Genomic DNA, 22,502 nt, shown 5'->3' with positions numbered 1-22,502 from the left:
GTTACCGGCCCAGCACCCAGAACGGTGAGACCGGGCCCACGCCGGCGCCGAGCGGGTAAGACTCCGCCACGCAGCGCTCGATGAACTTCTTGCCCGCCGCCACCGCGTCCGGTACCGACGCGCCCTTCGCCAGTGACGCCGTGATCGCCGACGCCAGCGTGTCGCCGCCGCCGTGGGTGTTCTCCGTCTCGTACCGCGGTCCGCTGAGGGAGATGTACTCGCGGCCGTCCGAGAGCAGGTCCACGCAGTCGGCCGTGCCCTGCATGTGGCCGCCCTTGACCAGGACCCAGCGGGAGCCGAAGGCCAGCAGCGCCTCGGCGGCCGACCGCTGGGAAGCCGAGTCCACGACATCCACCCCGGTCAGCAGGCGGACTTCGTCCAAGTTCGGCGTGATCAGCGTCGCGCGCGGGAACAGCTCCGTGCGGATCGCCTCCAGGGCGTCCTCGCGCAGGAGGGCGTGGCCCGTCATCGACGCCGCCACCGGGTCGACCACCAGCGGGAAGTCCAGGCCCAGCTCGTCCAGGGTCTTGGCCACCGCGCGGATGATCTCGGCGGTCGCCAACATGCCCGTTTTCGCCGCGTCGACGCCCATGTCCGACGCCACTGCCTTGATCTGCGCGGTGACGACGTCGGCCGGGATCTCGGTGAAGCCCTGCACGCCCAGGGAGTTCTGCACGGTGACCGCCGTCAAAGCCACCAGGCCGTGGACACCGTGCGCGAAAAACGTGCGCAAGTCCGCCTGGATGCCCGCACCACCGCCGGAGTCCGATCCGGCGATGGTGAGAGCCGTCCGAGGTGTCATTGGCCGATCACGGGCAGGTAGACCTTGCCGCCGGACTCGGTGAACTCCGCCGACTTCGAAGCCATACCGGCTTCGATGGCTTCCACAGTGGACAGTCCGTGTTCCTCGGCGTACTTGCGGACGTCCTGCGTGATCCGCATCGAGCAGAACTTCGGCCCGCACATGGAGCAGAAGTGCGCGGTCTTGGCCGGCTCGGCGGGCAGCGTCTCGTCGTGGAACGACCGCGCCGTGTCGGGGTCGAGTGAGAGGTTGAACTGGTCGTTCCAGCGGAACTCGAAGCGCGCCTTCGACAGCTCGTCGTCCCACTCCTGCGCGTACTTGTGCCCCTTGGCCAGGTCGGCGGCGTGCGCGGCGATTTTGTACGTGATCACGCCGGTCTTGACGTCGTCGCGGTTCGGCAGGCCGAGGTGCTCCTTCGGCGTGACGTAACACAGCATCGCCGTGCCGTACCAGCCGATCTGCGCCGCGCCGATGGCCGACGTGATGTGGTCATACGCCGGCGCGATGTCCGTCGCGAGTGGACCGAGGGTGTAGAACGGCGCCTCGCCGCAGAGCTTTTCCTCGAGTTCGACGTTCTCCTTGATCTTGTGCATCGGCACGTGGCCGGGACCTTCGATCATCACCTGGACGTCGTGCGAACGTGCGATGTGCGTCAGCTCGCCGAGGGTCTCCAGCTCGGCGAACTGGGCGCGGTCGTTGGCGTCGGCGATCGAACCGGGGCGCAGGCCGTCGCCGAGGGAGAACGTGACGTCGTACTGCCGCAGGATCTCGCAGAGTTCCTCGAAGTGGGTGTACAAAAAGGACTCCTTGTGGTGCGCCAGGCACCACGCGGCCATGATCGACCCGCCGCGGCTGACGATCCCGGTGACGCGTCGCGCGGTCAGCGGGATGTAGCGCAGCAGCACGCCGGCGTGCACGGTGACGTAGTCGACACCCTGCTCGCACTGCTCGACGATGGTGTCGCGGTACACCTCCCACGACAGCTTTTCCGGTTCGCCGTCGACCTTTTCGAGCGCCTGGTAGATCGGCACAGTGCCGACCGGGACCGGCGAGTTGCGGATGATCCACTCGCGCGTCTCGTGGATCCGCTTGCCGGTGGACAGGTCCATGATCGTGTCGGCGCCCCAGCGGGTGGCCCACACCATCTTGTCGACCTCTTCCTCCACCGAGGACCAGACGGCCGAGTTGCCCATGTTGGCGTTGATCTTCACCAGGAAGTTCTTGCCGATGATCATCGGCTCGGACTCGGGGTGCTTCCGGTTCACCGGGATCACCGCGCGGCCGCGGGCGACCTCGTCGCGCACGAACTCCGGCGAAACCCGTTCGCGGGCGGCGACGTACTCCATTTCGCGGGTGATGACGCCCTGTTTCGCCCAGCCGAGCTGCGTGTTGTGCTCACGCCCGTCGGCCCAGCCCGCCCGCAGCCGGTGCAGTCCACTGTGGACGTCGATGGTGGCGTCCGGATCCGTGTACGGGCCCGAAGTGTCGTAAACGTCGAAATGCTCGCCATTCGACAGATCGATGCGGCGCGCGGGGACGCGGAGCCCGGATTCGGTCTGGTGGTACACCTTGTGCGAGCCGGTGATCGGGCCCGTGGTCACGCTCACGGCAGCATTGTTCTCAAGCGTCGTCAACGACTTTCACTCCCTACGCCGGCATTACCCGGTCAGGTTCATGCGGTCGGTGACGCCTGCGAAACGCAAGTCACCCTCTCAGCCCGCCATGGCGCGAGCTCCCGCGGTTTTGGTGTTGTGCCCCCGACCATGCCACGCCGGAGGCGCAGACTCAAGTCCGCTCACCTCACCCGACCAGTTCGGCGGGTGTGGCGTAGACGTCGACCATGGCGCCGTTGCGCAGCACGGTGATCGGCAGTGCGGTGCCGATCACTTCCGCGAACAGCTGCCGCTGGATGCCCTGGGCGTCCGACACGCGGGTGCGCCCGACCGTCAGCACGAGGTCGCCCGCGCGGAGGCCCGCCCGGTCCGCGGGGCCGCCGGAGACGACTTCGTGCACGCGCAGCCCGGCGCGCTGCCCGGTGCGCTCGGCGACGTCGTCCGGCAGCGGCGCGGGCACGCCGACGACGCCGAGGTACGCGCGCCGCACCCGGCCTTCGACGACGAGCGTGTCGATGATCCGCCGCGTGGTCGCGTTGATCGGCACGGCGAGCCCGAGGCCGATCCCGGCGACGGCGGTGTTGACGCCGACGACGCGGCCGGCGGAGTCGGCGAGGGCGCCGCCGGAGTTGCCCGGGTTGAGCGCGGCGTCGGTCTGGATGACGTCCTCGATCACGCGGGTGGCGCGTCCCTGCCGCACCGGGAGGGCACGGCCGAGCGCGCTGACGACCCCGGCGGTGACGGTGCCGGAGAAGCCGAGCGGGTTGCCGACGGCCACGACGAGCTGCCCGACGACGAGCCGGTCGGCATCGCCCAGCACGGCGGCCGGCGGCGTCTCGCCACGAACCCGCAGCACGGCGAGGTCGGACAGCGGATCGGCACCGACGACGTCGAACGGCACCTCGCTCCCGTCGGCGAAGGTGGCGACCCCGCGCCGGTGGTCGCTGACGACGTGGGCGTTGGTGAGGAGGTGGCCGTCGTCGGCGAAGACGACGGCCGAACCGCTGCCCCGGCCGAGCTGCACCCCGGCGACGTGCGGGGTGACGGTCTTCGCGACGCTGCTGACCGCGCGCGAGTAAGCGTCCATCGCGTCGTCCATGGGCACCTCGATTACACCGTTGCAGGTACTACAAGTGTGCGCCCGGATCGGCGGGAAGGCCGTTCGCTGCTGGAGAACTCAGCTCTCGAGGGCCACGGTGACGCCGAAGCCGATCAGCAGCCCGCCCGAGGTGCGCTCGAGCCATTTCTTGACGCTCTCGCGACGCAGCCACTGCCCCAGCCGCGTGACCAGGAGCGCGAGCGTCGAGTACCAGACGATGTCGACGGCGATCCAAGCCACGACACAGACCAGCAGCGCGCCGGTGCCGGCGTGGGCCGGGACGAACTGCGGCAGGAACGACAGCGCGAACACGCCCGCCTTCGGGTTGCCGACGTTGGTGACGAGTCCGGACCGGAAGCCCGTGCCGGGCCGGATCTCCTTCTCCTCGCCCGTGCCGCGGAAGAACAGAGCCTTGACGCCGAGGTAGATCAGGAAGAGCGCGCCCGCGAACCGCAGGACGTCGTACGCCGTCTGCGACGCGGCGAGCAGCGCGGTCAGGCCGAACACCGCGGCGAGCCCCCAGAACGCGACCCCTGCTTCGATCCCGGCGATCGTCGCGAAGGCGTTGCGCTTCGACCCGCGGGCGGCCTGCTTGATCAGCATGACGGTCGCCGGGCCGGGAACCATCGCGATGAGGAACGCGGCCGGGATGAAGGCGAGCAGGTTCGGCATCACCTGATCGTGGAGCAGCCGTCCGGGGCGTGCAACGGCATTACCGGGACCGGTGACGGTCAGTGGTTCACCGGATTGGGGCATGCATCGGGCAGAAATCGGCGGCAGACTGCCAGGCGCTTCTGTAACGGTGCAGAGGCGACCTTTCTGTGGGGTTGATATGCGCAAACTCATGTTCGGCGCCCTGGCCGGGCTGCTGGTCACCGGCCTGATCCCGGGGACTGCGGTGGCGCAGGGGGAGGCTCCCGGCGCGCCCGGTGCCCATCCCAGCTGGCTCCCGGCGAACAAGACCGGCTTCGGCACGGCGCGTGACCGGTCGAGCAACGTCTGGTTCACCCTCCAGGGTGGCCAGCTGTCCGAGGTCTACTACCCGGACCTGTCGACGCCCAGCGTCCGTTCGCTGAACTTCGTCGTCACGGACGGCCGCGGCTTCGCCGTCACCGACTACTCGGCGAAGTCCCAGCAGGTCCGGCGGACCGACGACGACAGCCTCGGCTACGAGCAGACGATCACCGACGACCAGCACCGCTGGCGGCTGCGCAAGACCTACGTCACCGACCCGGCCGCCACGACCGTGCTGGTGGACGTCGACTTCCAGTCGCTCACCGGCCGTCCCTACCAGCTCTACGCGGTCGCCGACCCGGACCTGACCAACGACGGCTCCGACGACTCGGCCGCGCGGCGGGGTGACACCGTCACCGCGCAGGACGCGTCGAACGCCGCCGCCCTGACCGCGAAGCCCGCCTTCACGAAGACGAGCGTCGGCTACGCGGGCGTGTCCGACGGCAACACGCAGCTCGCGAAGACCTTCGGACTCGCCACGTACGACACCGCGGCCAAAGGCAACGTGGTGCTGACCGGCCGGACGAACGCCGACGGCGTCCGGAACCGGCACGTCACCCTCGCCCTCGGCATGGGTGCGAAGGCCGCCGACGCGCTCGGCAACGCGCAGGCGTCGCAGCGACGCGGCGTCCGCGACATCACCCGCGCGTACGACCGCGGCTGGCAGCAGTACCTGCGTGGCGTGAGCAAGCCGCCGTCCTCGCTGAAGACCGGCGCCGAACGCGACCTCTACAAGGCGTCGATGCTGACGCTCGCCGCGAGCGAGGACAAGCACCACCCGGGCGCCTTCATCGCGTCGCCGAGCATGCCGTGGCGGTTCGGCAACAACGACCCGGAGTGGTCGCCGTCCGGCACCTACCACCTGGTCTGGCCGCGTGACCTCTACCAGATCGCGACCGGGCTGATCGCCGGCGGCGACAAGGCGGGCGCGAACCGCGCGGTGAGCTACATGTTCGGCACCCAGCAGCAGCCCGACGGGCACCTGCCGCAGAACAGCCGCGTCGACGGCGTGCCGTACTGGACGTCGATCCAGCTCGACGAGACCGCGTTCCCGATCGTGCTGGCCCAGCAGCTCGGCCGGACCGACCTGTGGCCCGGTGTGAAGAAGGCCGCCGACTTCATCCTGGGCTACCGCGGTCCCAACGGGCAGGCGTCGCCGTACACCCAGCAGGAGCGGTGGGAGGAGCAGGACGGCTGGTCCCCGTCGACCATCGCGTCGGTGATCGCCGGGCTGGTCTGCGCGGCGGATCTGGCTTCGCACAACGGCGCTTCCGCGGACGCCGCCCGGTACCTCGCCGCGGCCGACAAGATGAAGGCCGACCTGCCGAAGCAGACGATCACCACGAACGGGCCGCTGTCCAAGGACCCGTACTTCGTGCGGCTGACCAAGGACGCCAACGCGAACGCCGGGACTACGTACAACCTCGGCAACTCCAGCGTGACGATGGACCAGCGCGCGGTCACCGACGCGGGCTTCCTCGACCTGGTCCGGCTCGGCGTCTACCGCGCCGACGACCCGGTGATCCGCAACAGCGTGCGCGTCACGGACAAGGAGATCTCCTTCACCACGCCGACCGGCCAGTTCTGGCACCGCTACACGAAGGACGGCTACGGCGAGCAGGCCGACGGTTCGCCGTGGGACTACACGTTCCCGGCGGAGAGCCGCACGACGTTCGGCCGGTTGTGGCCGCTGCTGGCCGGTGAACGCGGCGAGTACGAGCTGACGCTCGGCGATCCCGCGTCGGCCGCGCGGCGGCTGCGTGACCTCGGCCGGGTGAGCAGCTCGGCGGAGACCATGCCGGAGCAGGTGTGGGACGAGAACCCGCCTTCGGGCCAGACCGGCTTCCCGGCCGGCACGCCCACGACGTCGGCGACCCCGCTGGCCTGGACGCACGCCCAGTACGTCCGGCTCGCCTGGGACGTCAAGGCGGGCTCGGTCCTCGAAACGCCTCGGGTGGTCCGCTGCCACTTCCTCGGCTGCTGATAAGCCGTGAAGGCCTCCTTACCGGCTTTTATGGCCGGTAAGGAGGCCTTCACGGACTTGCCGGGTCAGATGACCGCGCCGTCGTCCTCGGGGGTCTTCGGCGGCAGCCACGAGTTGCCGGGGACGCCCCATTTGTTGTGCTTCAACATCTTCTTCGCCGCGCGGGCGTGCCGGCCGACCAGGCGGTCGAGGTAGATGTACCCGTCGAGGTGGTCGGTCTCGTGCTGCAGGCAGCGCGCGAAGTAGCCGGTGCCCTCGACCTCGATCGGGTTGCCGTCGATGTCGGAGCCGGTCACCTTCGCCCACTTCGCGCGGCCCGTCGGGTACGACTCGCCGGGCGCCGAGAGGCAGCCCTCCCAGTCGTCGTCCGGGTCCGGCATGGTCTCCGGGATCTCCGACGTCTCCAGCTTCGGGTTGACGACGACGCCCTTGTGCCGCACGCCCTCGTCGTCCGGGCAGTCGTAGACGAACACCCGCAGGTCGAGGCCGATCTGGTTGGCCGCCAGGCCGACGCCCTCGGCGGCGTACATCGTCTCGAACATGTCGTCGACGAGCGTGCGCAGCTTCTCGTCGAACTCGGTGATCTCCCGAGTCGGCTGGTGCAGCACGGGTTCGCCGGCGATAACGATGGGGTGGATGGTCACGGCGAGCCAGTTTAGTCGGACCCCTCTGGTACACCTGCATCAGACCGTGACGCGCCGACGTCGATGCCCACGTCGGCGTGCTGATCCGTGGTTGAATGGCGCCCGCGGAGGAGCTAGGTCCGATCGCCATGACGCCCGATTGAGAGGGACTCGGATGGACGCCGCGGAGTCGATGGCTGGGCCGCAGCCGTCGCCGCCGAAGCCCGTGCCCGGCCTGACCGAACGCGAGGTCGAGATCCTCGCCTTCGAGCGTCAGTGGTGGCGGCACGCCGGGGCGAAGGAGAACGCCATCCGCGAGCGCTTCGATCTGTCCGCCACGCGCTATTACCAGCTGCTGAACAAGCTGCTGGAGAAGCCGGAGGCGATCGAGGCCGACCCGATGCTGGTGAAGCGGCTGCGCAAGACGCGCGCCGCCCGGCAGCGTAAACGTGGTGCCCGGCGACTGGGGATCGAGCTGAAATGAGCGTGTTTTCGGGTATGTCCCGGCCGATGAAGGCCGCGGGCGTCGTGCTGGTCGGCGTGGCCATCGTCGCCGCCGTCATCGGCGGGATCACCGCGCTGAGCGGGGGCGGGTCGAACGAAGCGGGGCCGAGCGGTACTCCGACGCAGCCGGGCACCTCCGGCGGGCCGTCGTCGCCGCCTTCCACGTCGTCTACGGCCACGTCGCCGTCGACGTCGAGCACGGCTTCGCCCACTCCGCCGCCGCCGACCACGCCGCCGCCGGGGCAGCCGACGTCGCCCGGTCCCGGCCAGCCCGGCGGTGACCAGCAGGCGTCCAACAAGTGGGTGACGGTCCGGGTCTACAACAACTCGCTGATCGAGCACCTCGCCGCCCGCGCGGCCGACGACTTCCGCAAGGCGGGCTGGAACGTCACCGAGGTCAAGGGCTATCCCTACGGCACCATCCCGGAGACGACGGCGTACTACCGCCCGGGCACCGACGAGGAAGCGGCCGCGAAGCAGCTCGCGCAGGAGTTCGGCTTCAAGGCCGAGCCGCGGTTCGACGGAATCAAGGACGCGTCCCCCGGCGTGATCGTCATCGTGACGAAGGAATACGGAACCAACCCCAAGGGCAGCTGACCAGGCGCCTCAATCCCCGGCCTGGGTCTTCGCGTAGGCCTCCAGGGCGGCCAGCTGGGCCGGGTCGAGGCTCGGCCGGACCGTCTTGCGGGCCGTCTCCAGGTGCGCTGCCGTGACTTCGCGGGCCTCCAGGGACTCGCGCATCGCCGTCAACGCCGCTTCGCGGATCAGCGCGGCGCAGTCGGCGGCCGAGTAACCGTCCAGAGTGGACGCCACCGCGGCGAGGTCCACATCGGACGCCAGCGGTGTGTTCTTCGAGCTCGCGGCCAGGATCGCGGCGCGGGCTTCGGCGTCCGGCGGCGGCACGTAGACCCGGCGCTCCAGCCGTCCCGGCCGCAGCAGCGCCGGGTCGACCAGCTCCGGCCGGTTCGTCGCGCCGAGGACGACGACCTCGCGCATCGGCTCGACGCCGTCGAGCTCGGTGAGCAGCGCCGCGACCACCCGATCGGCGACACCCGAGTCGGACGACTGCCCGCGGCGCGGGGCCAGTGCGTCGATCTCGTCCAGGAAGATCAGCGCGGGGGCGGCCTCCGCGGCCCGGCGGAACAGCTCGCGCACCGCGCGCTCGGACTCGCCGACCCACTTGTCCATCAGCTCGGCGCCCTTGACCGCGAAGACGTTCAGCGCGCCGGTGCCGGCCAGCGCCCGCACGAGGAACGTCTTGCCGCCGCCGGGCGGCCCGTACAGCAGCACCCCGCGCGGCGGTTCGACACCGAGCCGGGCGAAGGAGTCCGGGTAGCGCAGCGGCCACAGCACGGCTTCGGTGAGGGACTGCTTGACGTCGGTCATGTCGCCGACGTCGTCCAGGGTCAGGCCGCCGGTGGCGAGATTGTCCGAAGTGGACATCGAGACCGGCCGGACGGTGGCCAGCGCGTCCAGCAGGTCCTGCTGCGAGATGCGCGGCTCGTCGGTGTCACGCTGGCGCAGCGCCGCCCGCAGCGCCGCGTCCCGGCGCAGCGCGATGAGGTCCGCCGCGACGAACCCCGGCGTCCGCTCGGCGAGGACGCCGCAGTCGATGCCGGAGTCGAGCGGGACGTCGCGGAGCAGGACGTTCAGCAGCTCGCGGCGGGTTTTCGCATCCGGGAGGGCCAGGCCGAGCTCGCGGTCCAGCAGGTCGGCGGCGCGCAGCCGCGGGTCGGCCGACTCCGCGCGGGCCGTCGTCGCGACGACGGCGAAGCGCTCGCGCCGCAGCGCCGTCCTCAGTTCCTCCAGCACGACGGTGGCCACCGGCGGCGGGGTGGCCGCGGGCAGCAGTGCGTCGATGTCGGTGAGCAGGAGGACTGACGGGCCTTCGGCACTGCGGATCGCCTCGCGCAGGCGGGCGACCGCGACGTTCGGGTCCAGCACCGCGAGGTTCGGCGCGGCCAGCGGGATGACCCTGATCTCGGCGTCGTGGGCCACCGAGCGCACGAGCGTCGCCTTGCCGACGCCTTCGGGGCCGGACAGCAGCACGCCGAGGTGGGCGGGCGCGCCCAGCCGCGCCAGCAGCTCGGGCCGGTGGAAGGCGAGGTCGAACCACTCGGCGAGCTTGCGGGCGGCCGTCTCGGCACCGATCAGGTCCGCGAGCGGGACGGTCGGCTCCTCTTCGGCTACGACCTCGTCTTCGACGATCTCGGCGTCGATCCACTCCTCGGCCGCGGTGACGGCGGAGGTGCGGACCAGCGCGGTCGCCGTCCGGGGCGCGGCGGCCTCGGGCGCGGGTCGCGCGCCGTCGCGCCAGGTGACCACTGTGGACGGTCCGACCGCCACGGTGCCGGCCGGCTCGGTCGCGGTGACGGTGAGCAGCTCGTTCGTCCAGGTCGCGCCGATCGCGCGGGACAGCTGGCCGCGCAGGCCGGCCGGGTCCGACCCCGGCGTCGGCGCGAGGTCCTGCGGCAGCAGGGAGACGGCGTCACCGACGGTGAGGACCTTGCCGATCAGGGCGAGCCGCAGCACGTGCGGGCTGAGCGAGACGCTGGCCAGCCGCGAGCCCGCGACGGTCACCGTCTTCGCGGCGGCGACCTCGGCCGGCGCGACCACGACCTCCGAGCCCTCGGTGACGCCGAGGTTCGACATCGTGACGTCGTCGGTGAGCACCACCCCGGGCACGCCGGTCTCGTCGGCGGGCGCGGCGAGCGCGGCACTGACCCGGGCCCCGGTGAGGTGGACGGCGTCCCAGGCCCGCAGGCCGAGCGCGTCGAGGACTTCGGGATGCAGCCGGACGACGCCCCGGCGGGTGTCCAGCGCGGACGGCGTGTGCCGGACGGTCAGCGTGATCTGCGGGTGGCTCACGCCGTTCACCCTAGCGATCCGGCGCCCCCGCAGGAGCCGAGAACCCGTGTCGTCCCCTCAATCACGCGTGTCGACGCTTCAATCACGTGTGTCGGCTTCTCGATCACAGGATGATCGAGAGCGATTGCCGGCCCACGTGGCGCTCTTGTGATCAGACGGCCGACACCCGTGTCTGGAGGGTCGACACGCGTGATTGGGGGGTCGACACGGCGTGCTTACTTGCGGCGGAGGCCGATCTGGCGCCAGGTGCGGCGGCGCTGGCCGTTCTCCGAGGTGACGCGGGGGGTGCGGGCTGTTTCGCGGGGGAGACGCACCGCGCGCATCGCCGCGCCGGCCACCCGGCGGCGCAAGGGGGGACGCAGGCCGAGGCGGCGCGTCGAGCGGGCGCGGCGGATGGCTCGGCGCTCGCGGGGCGGGACCGTCCAGGCCTCCGGGTGCGCGGCCAGCCAGCGGTGCCGGTGGATCGAGTACGGGATGTGCGCCAGGTACAGGACCATCGCCACGACCAGCGCGACCAGCGGGAACTGGATGATCGCCGCGGCCAGCAGGGCCACGCCGAGCAGCAGCGGGGCGATCGCCTTGGCCGGGGCCTTGACCGTCTTCAGCGACAACGTCGGGATGCGGCTGATCAACAGGGCCGCGATGGCGACCGTCCACGCCCACACGACGTACTGCGACGACCACCACCCCTCGCCCCACTGCAGGTAGGCGACCAGCGGCAGCATCCCCAGCAGGCCGCCCGCCGGCGCCGGGACGCCGACGAAGAACTCACTCGCGTACGGCGGCTGCTCGGTGTCGTCCAGCAGCGTGTTGAACCGGGCCAGCCGCAGGATCATGCAGACGGCGAAGATCAGCGACGCGACCCAGCCGATCCGGTCCGCGCCCGTCTGCCACACGTAGATGACCAGCGCCGGCGCGACGCCGAACGAGATGCCGTCGGACAGCGAGTCCAGCTCCGCGCCCATCTTCGACGTCGCGTCCAGGAGACGCGCGATCCGGCCGTCCAGGCTGTCGAGCACCGCCGCGATGCCGATCGAGGCGATCGCCATCCCGTAGTTCCTGGTCAGCGCGAACTGCACGGCCGACAGGCCCGCGCACAGCGCCAGCACGGTGATGGCGTTCGGGAGCAACCGGACACCCGGGGTGGTCACGCGGACCATCGATCAGCCTTCCGGAAGCGCGGGGAGTTCGGCGATCACGGTCTCGCCGCCGACCGTGCGCTGGCCCTTGGCCACGAGCACGCGCGAACCCGGCGGCAGGTAGAGGTCCACCCGCGAGCCGAACCGGATGATGCCGTAGGTCGCGCCGGCACCGACCTTGTCGCCCTCGCGGATCTCGCAGAGGATGCGGCGCGCGACCAGCCCGGCGATCTGCACGACGACGAGCTCGTGGCCGTCTTCGGTGCGCATCAGCACGGAGTTGCGTTCGTTGTCGTCGCTGGCCTTGTCGAGGTCGGCGGACAGGAACTTGCCCGGCCGGTAGGCGACGCGCTCGATCACGCCGTTCGCCGGCACGCGCTGGACGTGCACGTCGAAGACCGAGAGAAACACCGACACGCGCATCCGCGGCTCGGCGGGGAGGCCCAGCTCGGCGGGCGGGACGGCTTCCTCGATCAGCGACACGATGCCGTCGGCCGAGGCCAGGGCGACGCCGTCACGCGGCGGCGGGACCCGCTTCGGCTCGCGGAAGAACGCCGCCGTCGCGACGGTCGCGAGCGCGCCGACGAGCCCGAGGCGCTTGGAGAACCGGCGCGCGAGCAGCGTCGCGGCGACGCCGCCCGCCACGAACGGGCGGCCTGCGGGGTGCATGGGCGGCAGCGTTTCGCGGGCGAGCTGGAGTGCGTGCGCGACTGGGTTGCCGGCGGGCTCCGGCCGGGTGCCGCTCATGGTCGGGTCCCCTGGTTTCGTGTCGGAAGGACGGCTGGGCGCCGGGGTCCGGCGGCCGCGTACGGGCGCCACCACGCTACCGCTGCCCCAGGTGAGCGTGTCCGCGTCCCCCTGTCCGGTCCTCCGCGAGGGGGTCACCGCGGTGGGTGGGAATGATCGCCGCGCGGTAACACAAGGTCGATTTCGACGATGACTCTAAGTAGTTGACGCCGCTCGGGGCGCTGCCCCGCCCGACCTGTGAGGACCGATGACCGATCGCCGCGATCCCGCCGACGCTCGTCTTCGCGACCTCCTGGGCGCGTGGCGGCGGGAGATCGACGAGGTACCCGTGCCGCCGCTCGTCGACCCCGTCCGCGCCGTCGACGTGGTCATCGAGGCGAAAAGACGAAGCCGGGTGCATGCGCCCCCCGACGGCGCACGCACCCGGCCGCGGGATCAAGACCTGCGAGACGCGCAGAACGACATACCTTAGCCGCCGGAGCGGCGTTGATCACGGTTTGTCCGGCAAAAGTTACCAACGGTCACCCGGACGACGGCCGATGCCGCTCGCCAGCCGCAGGATCGCCAGCAGCACCACCGCTCCGAGGATGGCCACGCCGAAGCTGGGGAAGTCGAAGTCGAACGTCTTCGCCTGGCCGGTCGCGAGCCGGTAGACCAGCCCGCCCAGCGCCGCGCCGACGACGCCGACGAGCACGCTGACCAGGCAGCCTTGCCGTCGCCGCTCCCGGCCGCCGACGACCAGGTTCGCGGCCCAGCCGACGATCGCGCCGAAGATCACCCATGCGACGAATCCCATGACGGGAGCTTACGCGAGACAACGCACAAGAGCTATTGCACAAGAGTTGTTGTGCAACTACTCTTGTGCGTCATGAGGGAACCCAACGTCCGCGAAATCCGCGATTCGAAGGCACTTGCCGCCATCGCGCACCCCCTGCGCCATCGCCTGCTGGACCTGCTGCACCTCGACGGCCCGGCGACGGCGTCACTGCTGGCCGAGAAGACGGGCCAGGCGGTGGGGAACATCAGCCACCACCTCAAGGTGCTGGCGGCCAGCGAACTCATCGAAGAGGCGCCCGAGCTGGCCAGGGACCGCCGGGAACGGTGGTGGCGGCGCACCTCCAGCGCGATCAAGTGGGGCGCGCAGGACTTTCCCGACGACCCCATCGCCGAAGCGGCCGAGGTGCTGACCCTCGACCACCAGCACGCGATCGCCCGCGAATGGCTCGCCAAGCGGGAGACCTATCCCCTGGAATGGCGCGGGGCGCTGTTCAGCATCGACGGCTGGGCCCGGCTCTCCATCGCGGAACTGGAAGAGCTGAACGACCGGATCGTCGCCATGCTCGCCGAGTACCGGGACCGCACCCTGCCCGACGACGGCGTCGAGCGCCGTCCGGTCTTCTTCGCCGCGCGAGCGTCACTGGGCCAGCCGTGAAGGGGCTCTGGGGGAACAGGGACTTCCGGCTGCTCTGGACCGGCGAGACCACGAGCATGCTCGGCAGCATGGTCGCGAGCACGGCGTTGCCGCTGGTCGCGGTGGTCACACTGCGGGCGAGCACCTTCCAGGTCGCGCTGCTGACGGCGGCGGCCTGGCTGCCGTGGCTCATCGTGGGCCTGCCCGCCGGCGCCTGGGTCGACCGGCTGGCCAAGCGCCCGATCATGCTGACCTGCAACACGGTCTCGATGGCGGTGTTCGGCAGCGTCCCGCTCGCCGCCGCCTTCGGCGTGCTGACCATGCCTTACCTGCTGGTCGCGGCCACGCTCGGCGGCTTCGCGAAGGTGTTCTTCACCCTTGCCTACCGCGCATACCTGCCGTCCCTGGTCGGGGCGGACGAACTCCTCGAAGGGAACGCGAAGCTGCAGGGCAGCGAGTCAGCGACAGAGGTCGCCGGACCGGGCCTGGCCGGACTGCTGGCCCAGGTGTTCGGCCCGGTCAGCGGCATCCTGGCGGACGCGGTCAGCTTCGGCGTCTCGGTGCTCTGCGTGCGGGCGATCCGGGGGCGGGAAACCGTGATCGCGGTCGAGCGCACGCCGTTGCGCAGCCAGATCGCCGAAGGACTGCGGTTCGTCACCGGTGACCGCTACCTGCGGACGCTGACGGTGTTCGGCGCCGTGTCGAACATCGCGCTGACCGGGTACGGCTCGATCCAGATCGTCTTCCTGTCCCGCACGCTCGGCGCCGCGCCCGGCCTGGTCGGCCTGGTCCTGGCGCTGGGCTCGACCGGTGGTGTGCTCGGCGCGGCGCTGGTCGGCCGGCTCGGCGCCCGCTTCGGCGCCGCCCGCGCGTTCTTGCTGTGCGAGGCCTTCGTCGCGCCGATGGGGCTGCTCGGCCCGCTGAGCCGGCCGGGCTGGGGCATGGTGCCCTTCGTGCTCGCGCTGTTCGGCGTCTGCGCCGGCTTGGTCGCCTCGAACATCCTGACCATGACCTTCCGGCAGCAGTACTGCCCGCCCGAGCTGTTCAGCCGGATCAACTCCAGCGCCGCGATCGTCAACTACGGCACGATCCCGCTGGCCGGTGTGCTCGGTGGCGCGCTGGGCGAGGCGATCGGCGTCCGCGAAACGCTGTGGGTGATGGCCGGCGTGCTGATCGCCGCCTTCCCGGTGCTCTTGCCGTTCGCCAAGCTGCGGGAGTTCCCCGCTAGAGCAGAAGGACGTCCACCTCGTCGCCTTCCGCAGCCGACGTGACGTCCTCCGGCAGCACGATCAGGCAGTTGGCCTGGGTGAACGCCGCCAGCAGGTGGGAGCCCGGGCCACCGCGCGGCCCGACGATCCCGGTGACCTCCCGCTCGGACGGCGTGAACACGCCGCGGCGGTACTGGCGGCGCCCGGACGGCGAGGACATCGCCTCGGTGAGCCGGGCCCGCACGCGGCGGCGGGAGACGTCGGTGTGGCCCAGCGCCGTCAGGATCGCCGGGCGCAGGAACGCCTCGAACGACACCAGCACGCTGACGGGGTTGCCGGGCAGGGTCACGACGGGTACGCCCTGCCAGCGCCCGCAGCCCTGCGGCCCGCCCGGCTGCATCGCGATCTTCGCGAACTCGACGCCCTGCCCGGTCAGCGCGTCCTTCACGACTTCGTACGCGCCCGCGCTGACGCCACCGGAGGTGACCAGCAGATCGGCGTCGGCCAGCTTCGGCTCGATGACCTTCCGGAACTCCTCGACGTCGTCGACGACGCTGCGGACGACGTCGACCTCGCAGCCGAGGCCGCGGATCGCCGCCGCGAGCATCACGCTGTTGGACTCGTAGATCTGGCCGTGCCGCAGCGGCGCCGGCGCGTCGATCAGCTCGGTGCCCGTCGAGGCGACGACCACCCGCAGCGGCCGGTGCACGCGGACTTCGGCGAGCCCGACCGCGGCGGCCAGGCCCAGCTGCGAGTGGCCCAGGACGGTGCCCGCGTGCAGCGCGATGGTCCCGGAGAGAACGTCCTCGCCGCTGCGCCGGATGTGCGCGCCTTCCTTGGCCGCGGCGGAGATCGTCACCGTTTCCGTGCCGCCGTCGGTGTCCTCGACCATCACGACGGCGTCCGCGCCGGGCGGCAGCGGCGCGCCGGTCATGATCCGGTGCGCGGTGCCCGCTTCGAGGGGCCGGACGTCGACCCGGCCCGCGGGGATGTCGTCGGCCACCGGCAGGGTCACGGGCACCTGCGCGACGTCCGCGGCGCGGACCGCGTAGCCGTCCATCGCGGAGTTGTCGAACGGTGGGAGGGAGACACCGGCCCGCACGTCCCCGGCCAGGACGAGGCCGGCCGCGGCGGCGAGGGGCAGCGTGGTCGCGGGGGCCGTGCCGAGGAGGGCGGCGACCCGGTCGCGGTAGTCGTCGACGGAGATCACCGGACCATCCTCCACCCCCGTGGGGCGCGTGCAAGACTCTGCGTCGTTCGAGAGCACGCCACAGGGGAGCACGCATGCAGGTGGGAATCCGTCAACAGCCTTCGTTCGCCGTCGCCCGGCTGATGCTGGCGCCCGGCGAGCCGTGCCAGGTCGAGTCCGGCGCGATGATGGCCACCAGCTACGGCGTGCAGGTCCAGTCCCAGGCGCAGGGCGGGATCATGAAGGGCCTCGGCCGCGCGTTCCTCTCCGGCGAGTCCTTCTTCATCTCCACCTTCACCGCGCCGCCGAACGGCGGCTGGGTCGACGTCGCCGCCAACCTGCCCGGCGACATCCAGGTGATCACCCTCGACGGCCGCACCGGCTGGGCCGTCACCCGCGGCTGCTGGCTCGCGTCGTCGCACGGCGTGCAGACCGAGACCAAGTGGGGCGGCATGAAGAACCTGATGGGCGGCGAGGGCGGCTTCCTGACGCACGCCACCGGTCAGGGCCAGCTGCTCGTCAGCTGCTACGGCGCCGTCGAGACGATCACGTTGCAGCAGGGCGAGATGGTGACCATCGACACCGGGCACGTCGTCGCGTACGCCGACACCGTGCAGTACCAGATCCGCAAGGTCGCGCAGGGCATCATCCAGTCCATGAAGAGCGGCGAAGGCCTGGTGTTCGACTTCGTCGGCCCCGGCCAGATCATGACGCAGACGCGCAACCCGTCGGCGTTGATCAGCTGGCTCGTCTCCCACGTCCCGTCACGCTGATGCGCGTCCAGACCCGGCACACCCCCGGCTTCGGCGTCGCCCGCGTCCTGCTCGACCCGGGCGAGGCCGTGCAGGCCGCCCCCGAAACGCTGCTCGCCAGCCGGTTCGGCGTCACCGAGACGCCGGCGGGCCGCGGCGGTGTCCGCGCGAGCAAGAGCACGACGGCCGTCTACACCGCGCCGTCCGACGGTGGCTGGATCGACTTCGCGCCGCTGCGGCCCGGTGACGTCTACCCCCTCGAGCTGCGCGGCGGCACGGGCTGGTCGGTGCACCGCGACGCCGTGCTGGTGCGGCCGTCGTCGGTCCGGCACGACGCCGGCTGGGTGCCGTTGCAACAGCTCTTCGGCGCCGACACGGGGTTTCTGGAGCACTACAGCGGAACCGGGCCGCTCGTGCTGGCCGCACCCGGCCCGGTGGACGCGTTCGAGCTGGGCAAGGGCGAGCTGGTCACGGTCCGGCCGGACTACCTGCTGGCCTACCCCGACACCGTGCAGTGCCGGTTGCGGGCGCTCGACCCGGGCGGGCCGCAGTCGCTGCGCAGCGGCGAAGGGCTCGCGGTCGACTTCGCGGGTCCCGGGACGGTGCTCGTGCACGCGCGGAACAGACGCCTTTCGGGTACGTGATCTTCGGACGAATTGCCCATTGCCGCGGACAATAATTCCGGTAGCGTGATTGCTACTCGCACCGCTGGCATCCGCTCGGGCCAGCGGATCCTTTGTGCTGAGGGAGGGCGCCGTGGCTGTCGGCACCGTCAAATGGTTCAACTCGGAAAAGGGCTACGGGTTCATCGAATCCACGGAGGGGCCGGACGTGTTCGTCCACTATTCGGCCATCCAGTCCGAAGGATTCCGCACCCTGGACGAGGGGGACCGGGTCGAGTTCGAAGTGCAGTCCGGCCGCGATGGTCGTAGCCAGGCAGCCGATGTGCGGAAGGTTTCGTAACACGCCCCTCCGCTGATCGGTGAACCCCCGGCAGACTCCGAACCAGGGGCGTTAGGCTTCGGGCGTGACAGGCGATGTGTCGGGGGACCTCACCGGTCGCCGGCTGGGCAACTACCGCATCGACGGGGTGCTCGGCAAAGGCGGCATGAGCGTGACCTACAAGGCCACGGACGTGCGGCTCGGCCGCAAGGTGGCCCTGAAGGTCATCGGTGACCACCTCGGGACCGACGCCGAGTTCCGCGAGCGGTTCGTCGACGAGGCGCGCAACACGTCCGCGATCGACCATGCCAATGTCGTGCCGCTGTACGACTTCGGCGAGCTCGACGGCATGCTCTACATCGCCATGCGCATGGTCGACGGTGGTGATCTCGCCGCGTTGATCTCGGGGGGACCCATCGCGCCGGCGCGCGCCCTGACGATGCTCGACCAGGTCGCGGACGCCCTCGACACGCTGCACAACCGTGGTCTGGTCCACCTCGACGTCAAGCCGGCGAACGTGCTCGTGACGAAGAAGGAGACTTCGCGCGAGCACGTGTACGTCGCGGACTTCGGGCTGACCCGGCGCGGCGCGACCGGGCACCGGACGCGCGGCGGCGACTTCCTGGGCTCGCCGACGTACGCGGCGCCGGAGCACCTGCGCGGCGAGCCGCTGGACGGCCGCACGGACCAGTACGCGCTGACGTGTGTCCTTTATGCCTGTCTCACCGGCAGCCCGCCGTTCAAGGGTGACGTGCCGACGGTGATCAAGGGCCACCTCAACGGCGACCCGCCCGCGATCTCCCGGGTCGTCGCGCTGCCGCCGTCGATCGACGAGGTCATCCGGAAGGGGATGGCGAAGAACCCGGCGGACCGCTACCCGAGCTGCGTCGAGATGGTCGCGGCCGCGCGCCGCGCGCTCGGCCCCCTTGCGACGTCCGACACACCACCCGGCCCGCCCGGGTCCCATTCGGGCGGAATCCCCGCGCCGCAGCGTCCTGGTCAGGTACAACAGGGGCCGCACCAGAACAGCGCACCGCAGGGAGAGGGGGCCCCCGTGCACCCGTACGGAGGACAGCAGCAGCCCGGCTACGGCCAGGGCCCCGGACCGCAGGGGCCGCCCGGGCCGCCGCCGGGTTACGGCTACCCCCAGCAGGGCCCGCCGCCCGGGATGCCGCCGCAGGGCCACCCGCCGCAGGGGCCGCCCCCGGTGTACGGCTACCCGCAGCAGCAGGGCATGCCCCCGCAGGGCCCGCCGCCCGGCTACGGCCCGCCCGGCGACCCGATGCGGCTGCGTCCCCCGATGCCCGCGGGCGGCGCGGGCGCGTTCCACCAGCCGAAGAGCGGCGGTGGCAAGAAGTGGATCTTCGCCGTGCTCGGCCTCGTCGTGGTCGCCGGCCTGGTCGTGGGCGCGATCATCTTCTTCAGCAGTGGTGACAGCGGCGGCGGCGGTCAGACGCCGGCCCCGGAGATCCCGGTCGGCCCCGGCGACTCGCAGAGCAACGCTCCCTCTTCGCTGAAGGCGCCCCCGACGTCGATCTCCATCAAGCAGACCTCCTGATCGTGCGACGCTGAGCTGGGCTTCTTGCACTCTCCCCCTGAGAGTGCTAAACACGGTCTTGGCACTCGACGCCGTCGAGTGCCAAAGGTCGGGACGGTGAGGCTGACCCCCACCCGGGTCCAGTCGTCCGTCGCGGGCACCGAGCCTGGCCGAGGAAGAGTCCTGCTGCCGCCGCTGTGGACAGCGCGGCGGCTGCGCCCAATACCGGAGGACCACACCGCAATGGCCAAACTGATCGCGTTCGACGAGGACGCCCGCCGCGGTCTCGAGCGCGGCTTGAACACCCTCGCCGAAGCCGTCAAGGTGACCCTCGGCCCGCGGGGCCGGAACGTCGTGCTCGAAAAGAAGTGGGGCGCGCCGACCATCACCAACGACGGTGTCTCCATCGCCAAGGAGATCGAGCTCGAGGACCCGTGGGAGAAGATCGGGGCCGAGCTCGTCAAGGAAGTTGCCAAGAAGACCGACGACGTCGCGGGTGACGGCACCACCACCGCCACCGTGCTCGCCCAGGCGCTCGTGCGCGAGGGCCTGCGCAACGTCGCCGCCGGCGCCGACCCGATCAGCCTGAAGCGTGGCATCGAGGCGGCCGTCGAGGCCGTCACCGAGCAGCTGCACAAGGCCGCCGTGCAGATCGAGACCAAGGAGCAGATCGCTGCCACCGCCTCGATCTCGGCCGCGGACCGCACCATCGGCGAGCTGATCGCCGAGGCGCTGGACAAGGTCGGCAAGGAAGGCGTCGTCACCGTCGAGGAGAGCAACACCTTCGGCCTCGAGCTCGAGCTCACCGAGGGCATGCGCTTCGACAAGGGCTACATCTCCGGTTACTTCGTGACCGACCCGGAGCGTCAGGAAGCCGAGCTCGAGGACCCGTACATCCTCCTCTTCGGCTCCAAGATCTCCACCGTCAAGGACGTGCTGCCGCTGCTGGAGAAGGTCATCCAGTCCGGCAAGCCGCTGCTGATCATCGCCGAGGACGTCGAGGGCGAGGCGCTGGCCACCCTCATCGTCAACAAGATGCGCGGCACCTTCAAGTCCGTCGCCGTCAAGGCCCCGGGCTTCGGTGACCGCCGCAAGGCGATCCTGCAGGACATCGCGATCCTGACCGGTGGCCAGGTCATCTCCGAGGACGTCGGCCTCAAGCTGGAGAACGCGGACCTGTCCCTGCTGGGCAAGGCCCGCAAGGCCGTCATCACCAAGGACGAGACGACCATCGTCGAGGGTGCGGGCGACGCCGACCAGATCCAGGGTCGCGTCAACCAGATCCGCGCCGAGATCGACAACTCGGACTCGGACTACGACCGCGAGAAGCTGCAGGAGCGGCTCGCGAAGCTGGCCGGCGGCGTGGCCGTCATCAAGGCCGGCGCCGCGACCGAGGTCGAGCTCAAGGAGCGCAAGCACCGCATCGAGGACGCGGTGCGCAACGCGAAGGCCGCCGTGGAAGAGGGCATCGTCGCCGGTGGTGGCGTGGCCCTGATCCAGGCCGCCGAGGCCGCGTTCGCGGGCCTGAAGCTCGAGGGCGACGAGGCCACTGGCGCCAACATCGTCAAGGTGGCCGTCGAGGCCCCGCTCAAGCAGATCGCGATCAACGCCGGCCTCGAGGGCGGCGTCGTGGTGGAGAAGGTCAAGGGCCTGCCGCAGGGTCACGGCCTCAACGCCGCCACGGGTGTCTACGAGGACCTGCTCGCCGCCGGCGTGCCGGACCCGACGAAGGTCACCCGCTCCGCGCTGCAGAACGCCGCTTCGATCGCGGCGCTGTTCCTGACCACCGAGGCTGTCGTGGCGGACAAGCCGGAGAAGGCTGCTGCCGCTCCGGCCGACCCGTCCGGTGGCATGGGTGGCATGGACTTCTGAGTCCGGTCGCTTGAAGGCCCGGCCCGCTTCGGCGGGCCGGGCTTTTCTTATGGCTTGGTAAAGAACCAGACGGCGAAGGCGCCGACGATGACGACGCCGAGCGCGAGCACGCCGAGGCCCCCGAGCCAGGCGGTGCTCGCTTCGTCCGCTTCCAGCGCGACGACGATCGCCCCGATCCCGGTGAGCAGGACCCAGATCGCGAACGCCGCGGCGGTGTAGAGCACGGTTTTGGTGACAGACGGGCTGCCGGTGTCGTTGAACGCGAGCGCGAGGAAAGCGGCGAAGGCGGTCAGTCCCAGCCCGGCGATCAGGTAGAGCCCGCCGAGGACCCCGACGACGACCTTGGCGGCCGTTCTGCTCCCTTGATCCACGAGCGCGAACCCTAACCCCTCGAACGGGATCCGCGCCGGTCTTTTACGCCGCCCGGCTCAGCCGCCTCCGCCGAACGGCCCGGACGTCCCCTTGGCGTCCGGGCCGTTCCCGTGACTAGCCGCGTCCCCCGACGGCGGCGTTCCCCCAGACCCACGCCCCCCGGCGCGGGTGGTTTTCAGTGCACCCCGGCGTCCGGCGGGCACCGGCTCCCCCTGCGAACCGGCGCCCGCCCGCGTCAGGAGTCCTCTTCGGGCGTCAGGATCGCGGCGGCGACGTAGACCGGGATGGCGATGCCGACGGAGAGGAAAACGGCGGCGACCATGCCGATGCGCAGGACGTTGGCATCGATGCCGAGATAGGTGGCCCAGCCGCCGCAGACACCGGTGAGCATCTTGTCGGTCCGGCTGCGGCGGAGCTTCTTGGTGGTTTCCGGGGAGTACACGCTGTTCGTCATGGCTCAATGGTGTCTCCCGAGGACCGTCGGCCACATCGGGAACGGCCCGGACCCCGACCCTGAACTTGCCCTCGGGGGCTCCCCCGGTGGTCTGCCCCGAGTTGCCCACAGGCGGGCCGAGATGTGGACAGGCCGCGACGCTGGTCGCCGGGGCCGGCCGCGCTGTCGAAGGTCGCGAATGAGTCATTGGGGACCTGGCACGTCCCGAATGAGTCATTCGCGACACCTGCCCTTTTCCGGTACCGAACCGTCGTGAACCGCACGCTGAGGCATGACCGGCACACCACCCAGACCCCTCCCCGCCGCCCCGATACGAAGCCAGAACACGGCCGGTAGTGCCGGGTCAAGGCACGCTTTCCCGCCTTGACGCGG

Annotated in this window: 23 protein-coding genes and 1 riboswitch; of the genes, 11 read left to right on the top strand and 12 right to left on the bottom strand. The window is 70.9% G+C overall.

The features are described 5' to 3' along the window. Window position 1 precedes the first annotated feature (1 nt). The 4 genes from thiD to AB0G28_RS42370 all read right to left on the bottom strand — a co-directional run bounded on the left by thiD (window position 2) and on the right by AB0G28_RS42370 (window position 4,186). Window positions 2–802, bottom strand: a complete 801-nt coding sequence (gene thiD, locus AB0G28_RS42385; RefSeq protein ID WP_361103202.1) for a bifunctional hydroxymethylpyrimidine kinase/phosphomethylpyrimidine kinase — start codon at window positions 800–802, stop codon at window positions 2–4. Beyond that, complete coding sequence (gene thiC / locus AB0G28_RS42380; RefSeq protein ID WP_361103200.1) at window positions 799–2,436, bottom strand: phosphomethylpyrimidine synthase ThiC; 1,638 nt, start codon at window positions 2,434–2,436, stop codon at window positions 799–801. Before thiC ends, thiD begins: the two co-directional genes overlap by 4 nt. Continuing rightward, a riboswitch (TPP riboswitch) is annotated at window positions 2,430–2,551 on the bottom strand. Its footprint overlaps the gene before it by 7 nt. Window positions 2,552–2,602: 51 nt before the next feature. Beyond that, window positions 2,603–3,514 (bottom strand): trypsin-like peptidase domain-containing protein, encoded by a 912-nt coding sequence (locus AB0G28_RS42375; protein WP_361103198.1) that lies wholly within the window; start codon window positions 3,512–3,514, stop codon window positions 2,603–2,605. 78 nt (window positions 3,515–3,592) lie between these two features. After that, entirely contained in the window at window positions 3,593–4,186 is a 594-nt protein-coding gene (locus AB0G28_RS42370; protein ID WP_361103196.1) for a LysE family translocator, read from the bottom strand. A 160-nt stretch (window positions 4,187–4,346) separates the two neighbouring features. Here AB0G28_RS42370 and AB0G28_RS42365 point away from each other — a divergent pair, with 160 nt between their 5' ends. Beyond that, window positions 4,347–6,512, top strand: a complete 2,166-nt coding sequence (locus tag AB0G28_RS42365) for a glycoside hydrolase family 15 protein (RefSeq protein WP_361103194.1) — start codon at window positions 4,347–4,349, stop codon at window positions 6,510–6,512. Window positions 6,513–6,577: 65 nt separating this feature from the next. Here AB0G28_RS42365 and AB0G28_RS42360 read toward each other — a convergent pair whose 3' ends face one another. Then, window positions 6,578–7,156 carry a peptide deformylase gene (locus AB0G28_RS42360; RefSeq protein ID WP_361103192.1) on the bottom strand — a complete coding sequence of 193 codons (579 nt, stop codon included), beginning with the start codon at window positions 7,154–7,156 and terminating at the stop codon, window positions 6,578–6,580. A 154-nt stretch (window positions 7,157–7,310) separates the two neighbouring features. On the opposite strand from AB0G28_RS42360, the gene AB0G28_RS42355 reads away from it, so the two are divergent. Beyond that, window positions 7,311–7,619, top strand: a complete 309-nt coding sequence (locus AB0G28_RS42355; protein ID WP_361103190.1) for a DUF3263 domain-containing protein — start codon at window positions 7,311–7,313, stop codon at window positions 7,617–7,619. Beyond that, window positions 7,616–8,236: a LytR C-terminal domain-containing protein gene (locus AB0G28_RS42350; RefSeq protein WP_361103188.1), complete on the top strand. Its 621-nt coding sequence runs from the start codon at window positions 7,616–7,618 to the stop codon at window positions 8,234–8,236. The genes AB0G28_RS42355 and AB0G28_RS42350 overlap by 4 nt, the downstream gene beginning before the upstream one ends. Window positions 8,237–8,245: 9 nt before the next feature. Here the strand turns inward: AB0G28_RS42350 and AB0G28_RS42345 are convergent, their stop codons facing one another. The 3 genes from AB0G28_RS42345 to AB0G28_RS42335 form a co-directional block, all read right to left on the bottom strand. Then, complete coding sequence (locus AB0G28_RS42345) at window positions 8,246–10,507, bottom strand: AAA family ATPase (RefSeq protein ID WP_361103186.1); 2,262 nt, start codon at window positions 10,505–10,507, stop codon at window positions 8,246–8,248. Window positions 10,508–10,722: 215 nt separating this feature from the next. Continuing rightward, window positions 10,723–11,667 carry a CDP-diacylglycerol--serine O-phosphatidyltransferase gene (gene pssA / locus AB0G28_RS42340; protein ID WP_361103184.1) on the bottom strand — a complete coding sequence of 315 codons (945 nt, stop codon included), beginning with the start codon at window positions 11,665–11,667 and terminating at the stop codon, window positions 10,723–10,725. Between the two features lie 3 nt (window positions 11,668–11,670). After that, window positions 11,671–12,393 carry a phosphatidylserine decarboxylase gene (locus AB0G28_RS42335; RefSeq protein ID WP_361103182.1) on the bottom strand — a complete coding sequence of 241 codons (723 nt, stop codon included), beginning with the start codon at window positions 12,391–12,393 and terminating at the stop codon, window positions 11,671–11,673. Window positions 12,394–12,640: 247 nt separating this feature from the next. Between AB0G28_RS42335 and AB0G28_RS42330 the strand changes: the two genes are divergently transcribed. Then, the gene (locus tag AB0G28_RS42330) at window positions 12,641–12,865 is read left to right on the top strand and encodes a hypothetical protein (RefSeq protein WP_361103180.1); all 225 of its coding nucleotides are present in this window, start codon (window positions 12,641–12,643) and stop codon (window positions 12,863–12,865) included. 39 nt (window positions 12,866–12,904) lie between these two features. Here the strand turns inward: AB0G28_RS42330 and AB0G28_RS42325 are convergent, their stop codons facing one another. After that, a complete protein-coding gene (locus AB0G28_RS42325) occupies window positions 12,905–13,189 on the bottom strand; it encodes a GlsB/YeaQ/YmgE family stress response membrane protein (RefSeq protein WP_361103178.1) in 285 nt (94 codons plus the stop codon). Between the two features lie 72 nt (window positions 13,190–13,261). Between AB0G28_RS42325 and AB0G28_RS42320 the strand changes: the two genes are divergently transcribed. Both AB0G28_RS42320 and AB0G28_RS42315 read left to right on the top strand, forming a co-directional pair. Next, a complete protein-coding gene (locus AB0G28_RS42320) occupies window positions 13,262–13,825 on the top strand; it encodes a helix-turn-helix domain-containing protein (protein ID WP_361103176.1) in 564 nt (187 codons plus the stop codon). Next, window positions 13,822–15,075, top strand: coding sequence for an MFS transporter (locus AB0G28_RS42315; RefSeq protein WP_361103174.1), 1,254 nt, complete (start codon window positions 13,822–13,824; stop codon window positions 15,073–15,075). The genes AB0G28_RS42320 and AB0G28_RS42315 overlap by 4 nt, the downstream gene beginning before the upstream one ends. Here AB0G28_RS42315 and glp read toward each other — a convergent pair. Further along, window positions 15,029–16,222, bottom strand: coding sequence for a gephyrin-like molybdotransferase Glp (gene glp / locus AB0G28_RS42310; protein ID WP_361103172.1), 1,194 nt, complete (start codon window positions 16,220–16,222; stop codon window positions 15,029–15,031). The genes AB0G28_RS42315 and glp overlap by 47 nt on opposite strands. A 74-nt stretch (window positions 16,223–16,296) precedes the next feature. Between glp and AB0G28_RS42305 the strand changes: the two genes are divergently transcribed. The 5 genes from AB0G28_RS42305 to groL all read left to right on the top strand — a co-directional run bounded on the left by AB0G28_RS42305 (window position 16,297) and on the right by groL (window position 21,304). Next, window positions 16,297–16,974: a TIGR00266 family protein gene (locus AB0G28_RS42305; RefSeq protein WP_361103170.1), complete on the top strand. Its 678-nt coding sequence runs from the start codon at window positions 16,297–16,299 to the stop codon at window positions 16,972–16,974. Next, complete coding sequence (locus AB0G28_RS42300; protein WP_361103168.1) at window positions 16,974–17,597, top strand: AIM24 family protein; 624 nt, start codon at window positions 16,974–16,976, stop codon at window positions 17,595–17,597. The genes AB0G28_RS42305 and AB0G28_RS42300 overlap by 1 nt, the downstream gene beginning before the upstream one ends. Window positions 17,598–17,709: 112 nt before the next feature. Further along, the gene (locus AB0G28_RS42295; RefSeq protein WP_003085446.1) at window positions 17,710–17,916 is read left to right on the top strand and encodes a cold-shock protein; all 207 of its coding nucleotides are present in this window, start codon (window positions 17,710–17,712) and stop codon (window positions 17,914–17,916) included. A gap of 64 nt (window positions 17,917–17,980) precedes the next feature. Further along, on the top strand, window positions 17,981–19,453 hold the full coding sequence (locus tag AB0G28_RS42290; protein WP_361103166.1) for a serine/threonine-protein kinase: 1,473 nt from the start codon (window positions 17,981–17,983) through the stop codon (window positions 19,451–19,453). 222 nt (window positions 19,454–19,675) lie between these two features. After that, entirely contained in the window at window positions 19,676–21,304 is a 1,629-nt protein-coding gene (gene groL, locus AB0G28_RS42285; protein ID WP_361103164.1) for a chaperonin GroEL, read from the top strand. A gap of 47 nt (window positions 21,305–21,351) precedes the next feature. Here groL and AB0G28_RS42280 read toward each other — a convergent pair whose 3' ends face one another. Together AB0G28_RS42280 and AB0G28_RS42275 are read right to left on the bottom strand one after the other, a co-directional pair. Then, a complete protein-coding gene (locus AB0G28_RS42280) occupies window positions 21,352–21,675 on the bottom strand; it encodes a hypothetical protein (RefSeq protein WP_361103162.1) in 324 nt (107 codons plus the stop codon). 236 nt (window positions 21,676–21,911) lie between these two features. Further along, window positions 21,912–22,130 carry a PspC domain-containing protein gene (locus tag AB0G28_RS42275; RefSeq protein ID WP_361103160.1) on the bottom strand — a complete coding sequence of 73 codons (219 nt, stop codon included), beginning with the start codon at window positions 22,128–22,130 and terminating at the stop codon, window positions 21,912–21,914. Window positions 22,131–22,502 lie beyond the last annotated feature (372 nt).

Origin of the sequence: Amycolatopsis sp. NPDC021455 (assembly GCF_040640995.1) — a bacterium.
GTDB lineage: Bacteria > Actinomycetota > Actinomycetes > Mycobacteriales > Pseudonocardiaceae > Amycolatopsis.
The sequence above is the reverse complement of the archived record's forward strand: the minus strand, read 5'-3'. Positions and strand labels throughout refer to the sequence as shown.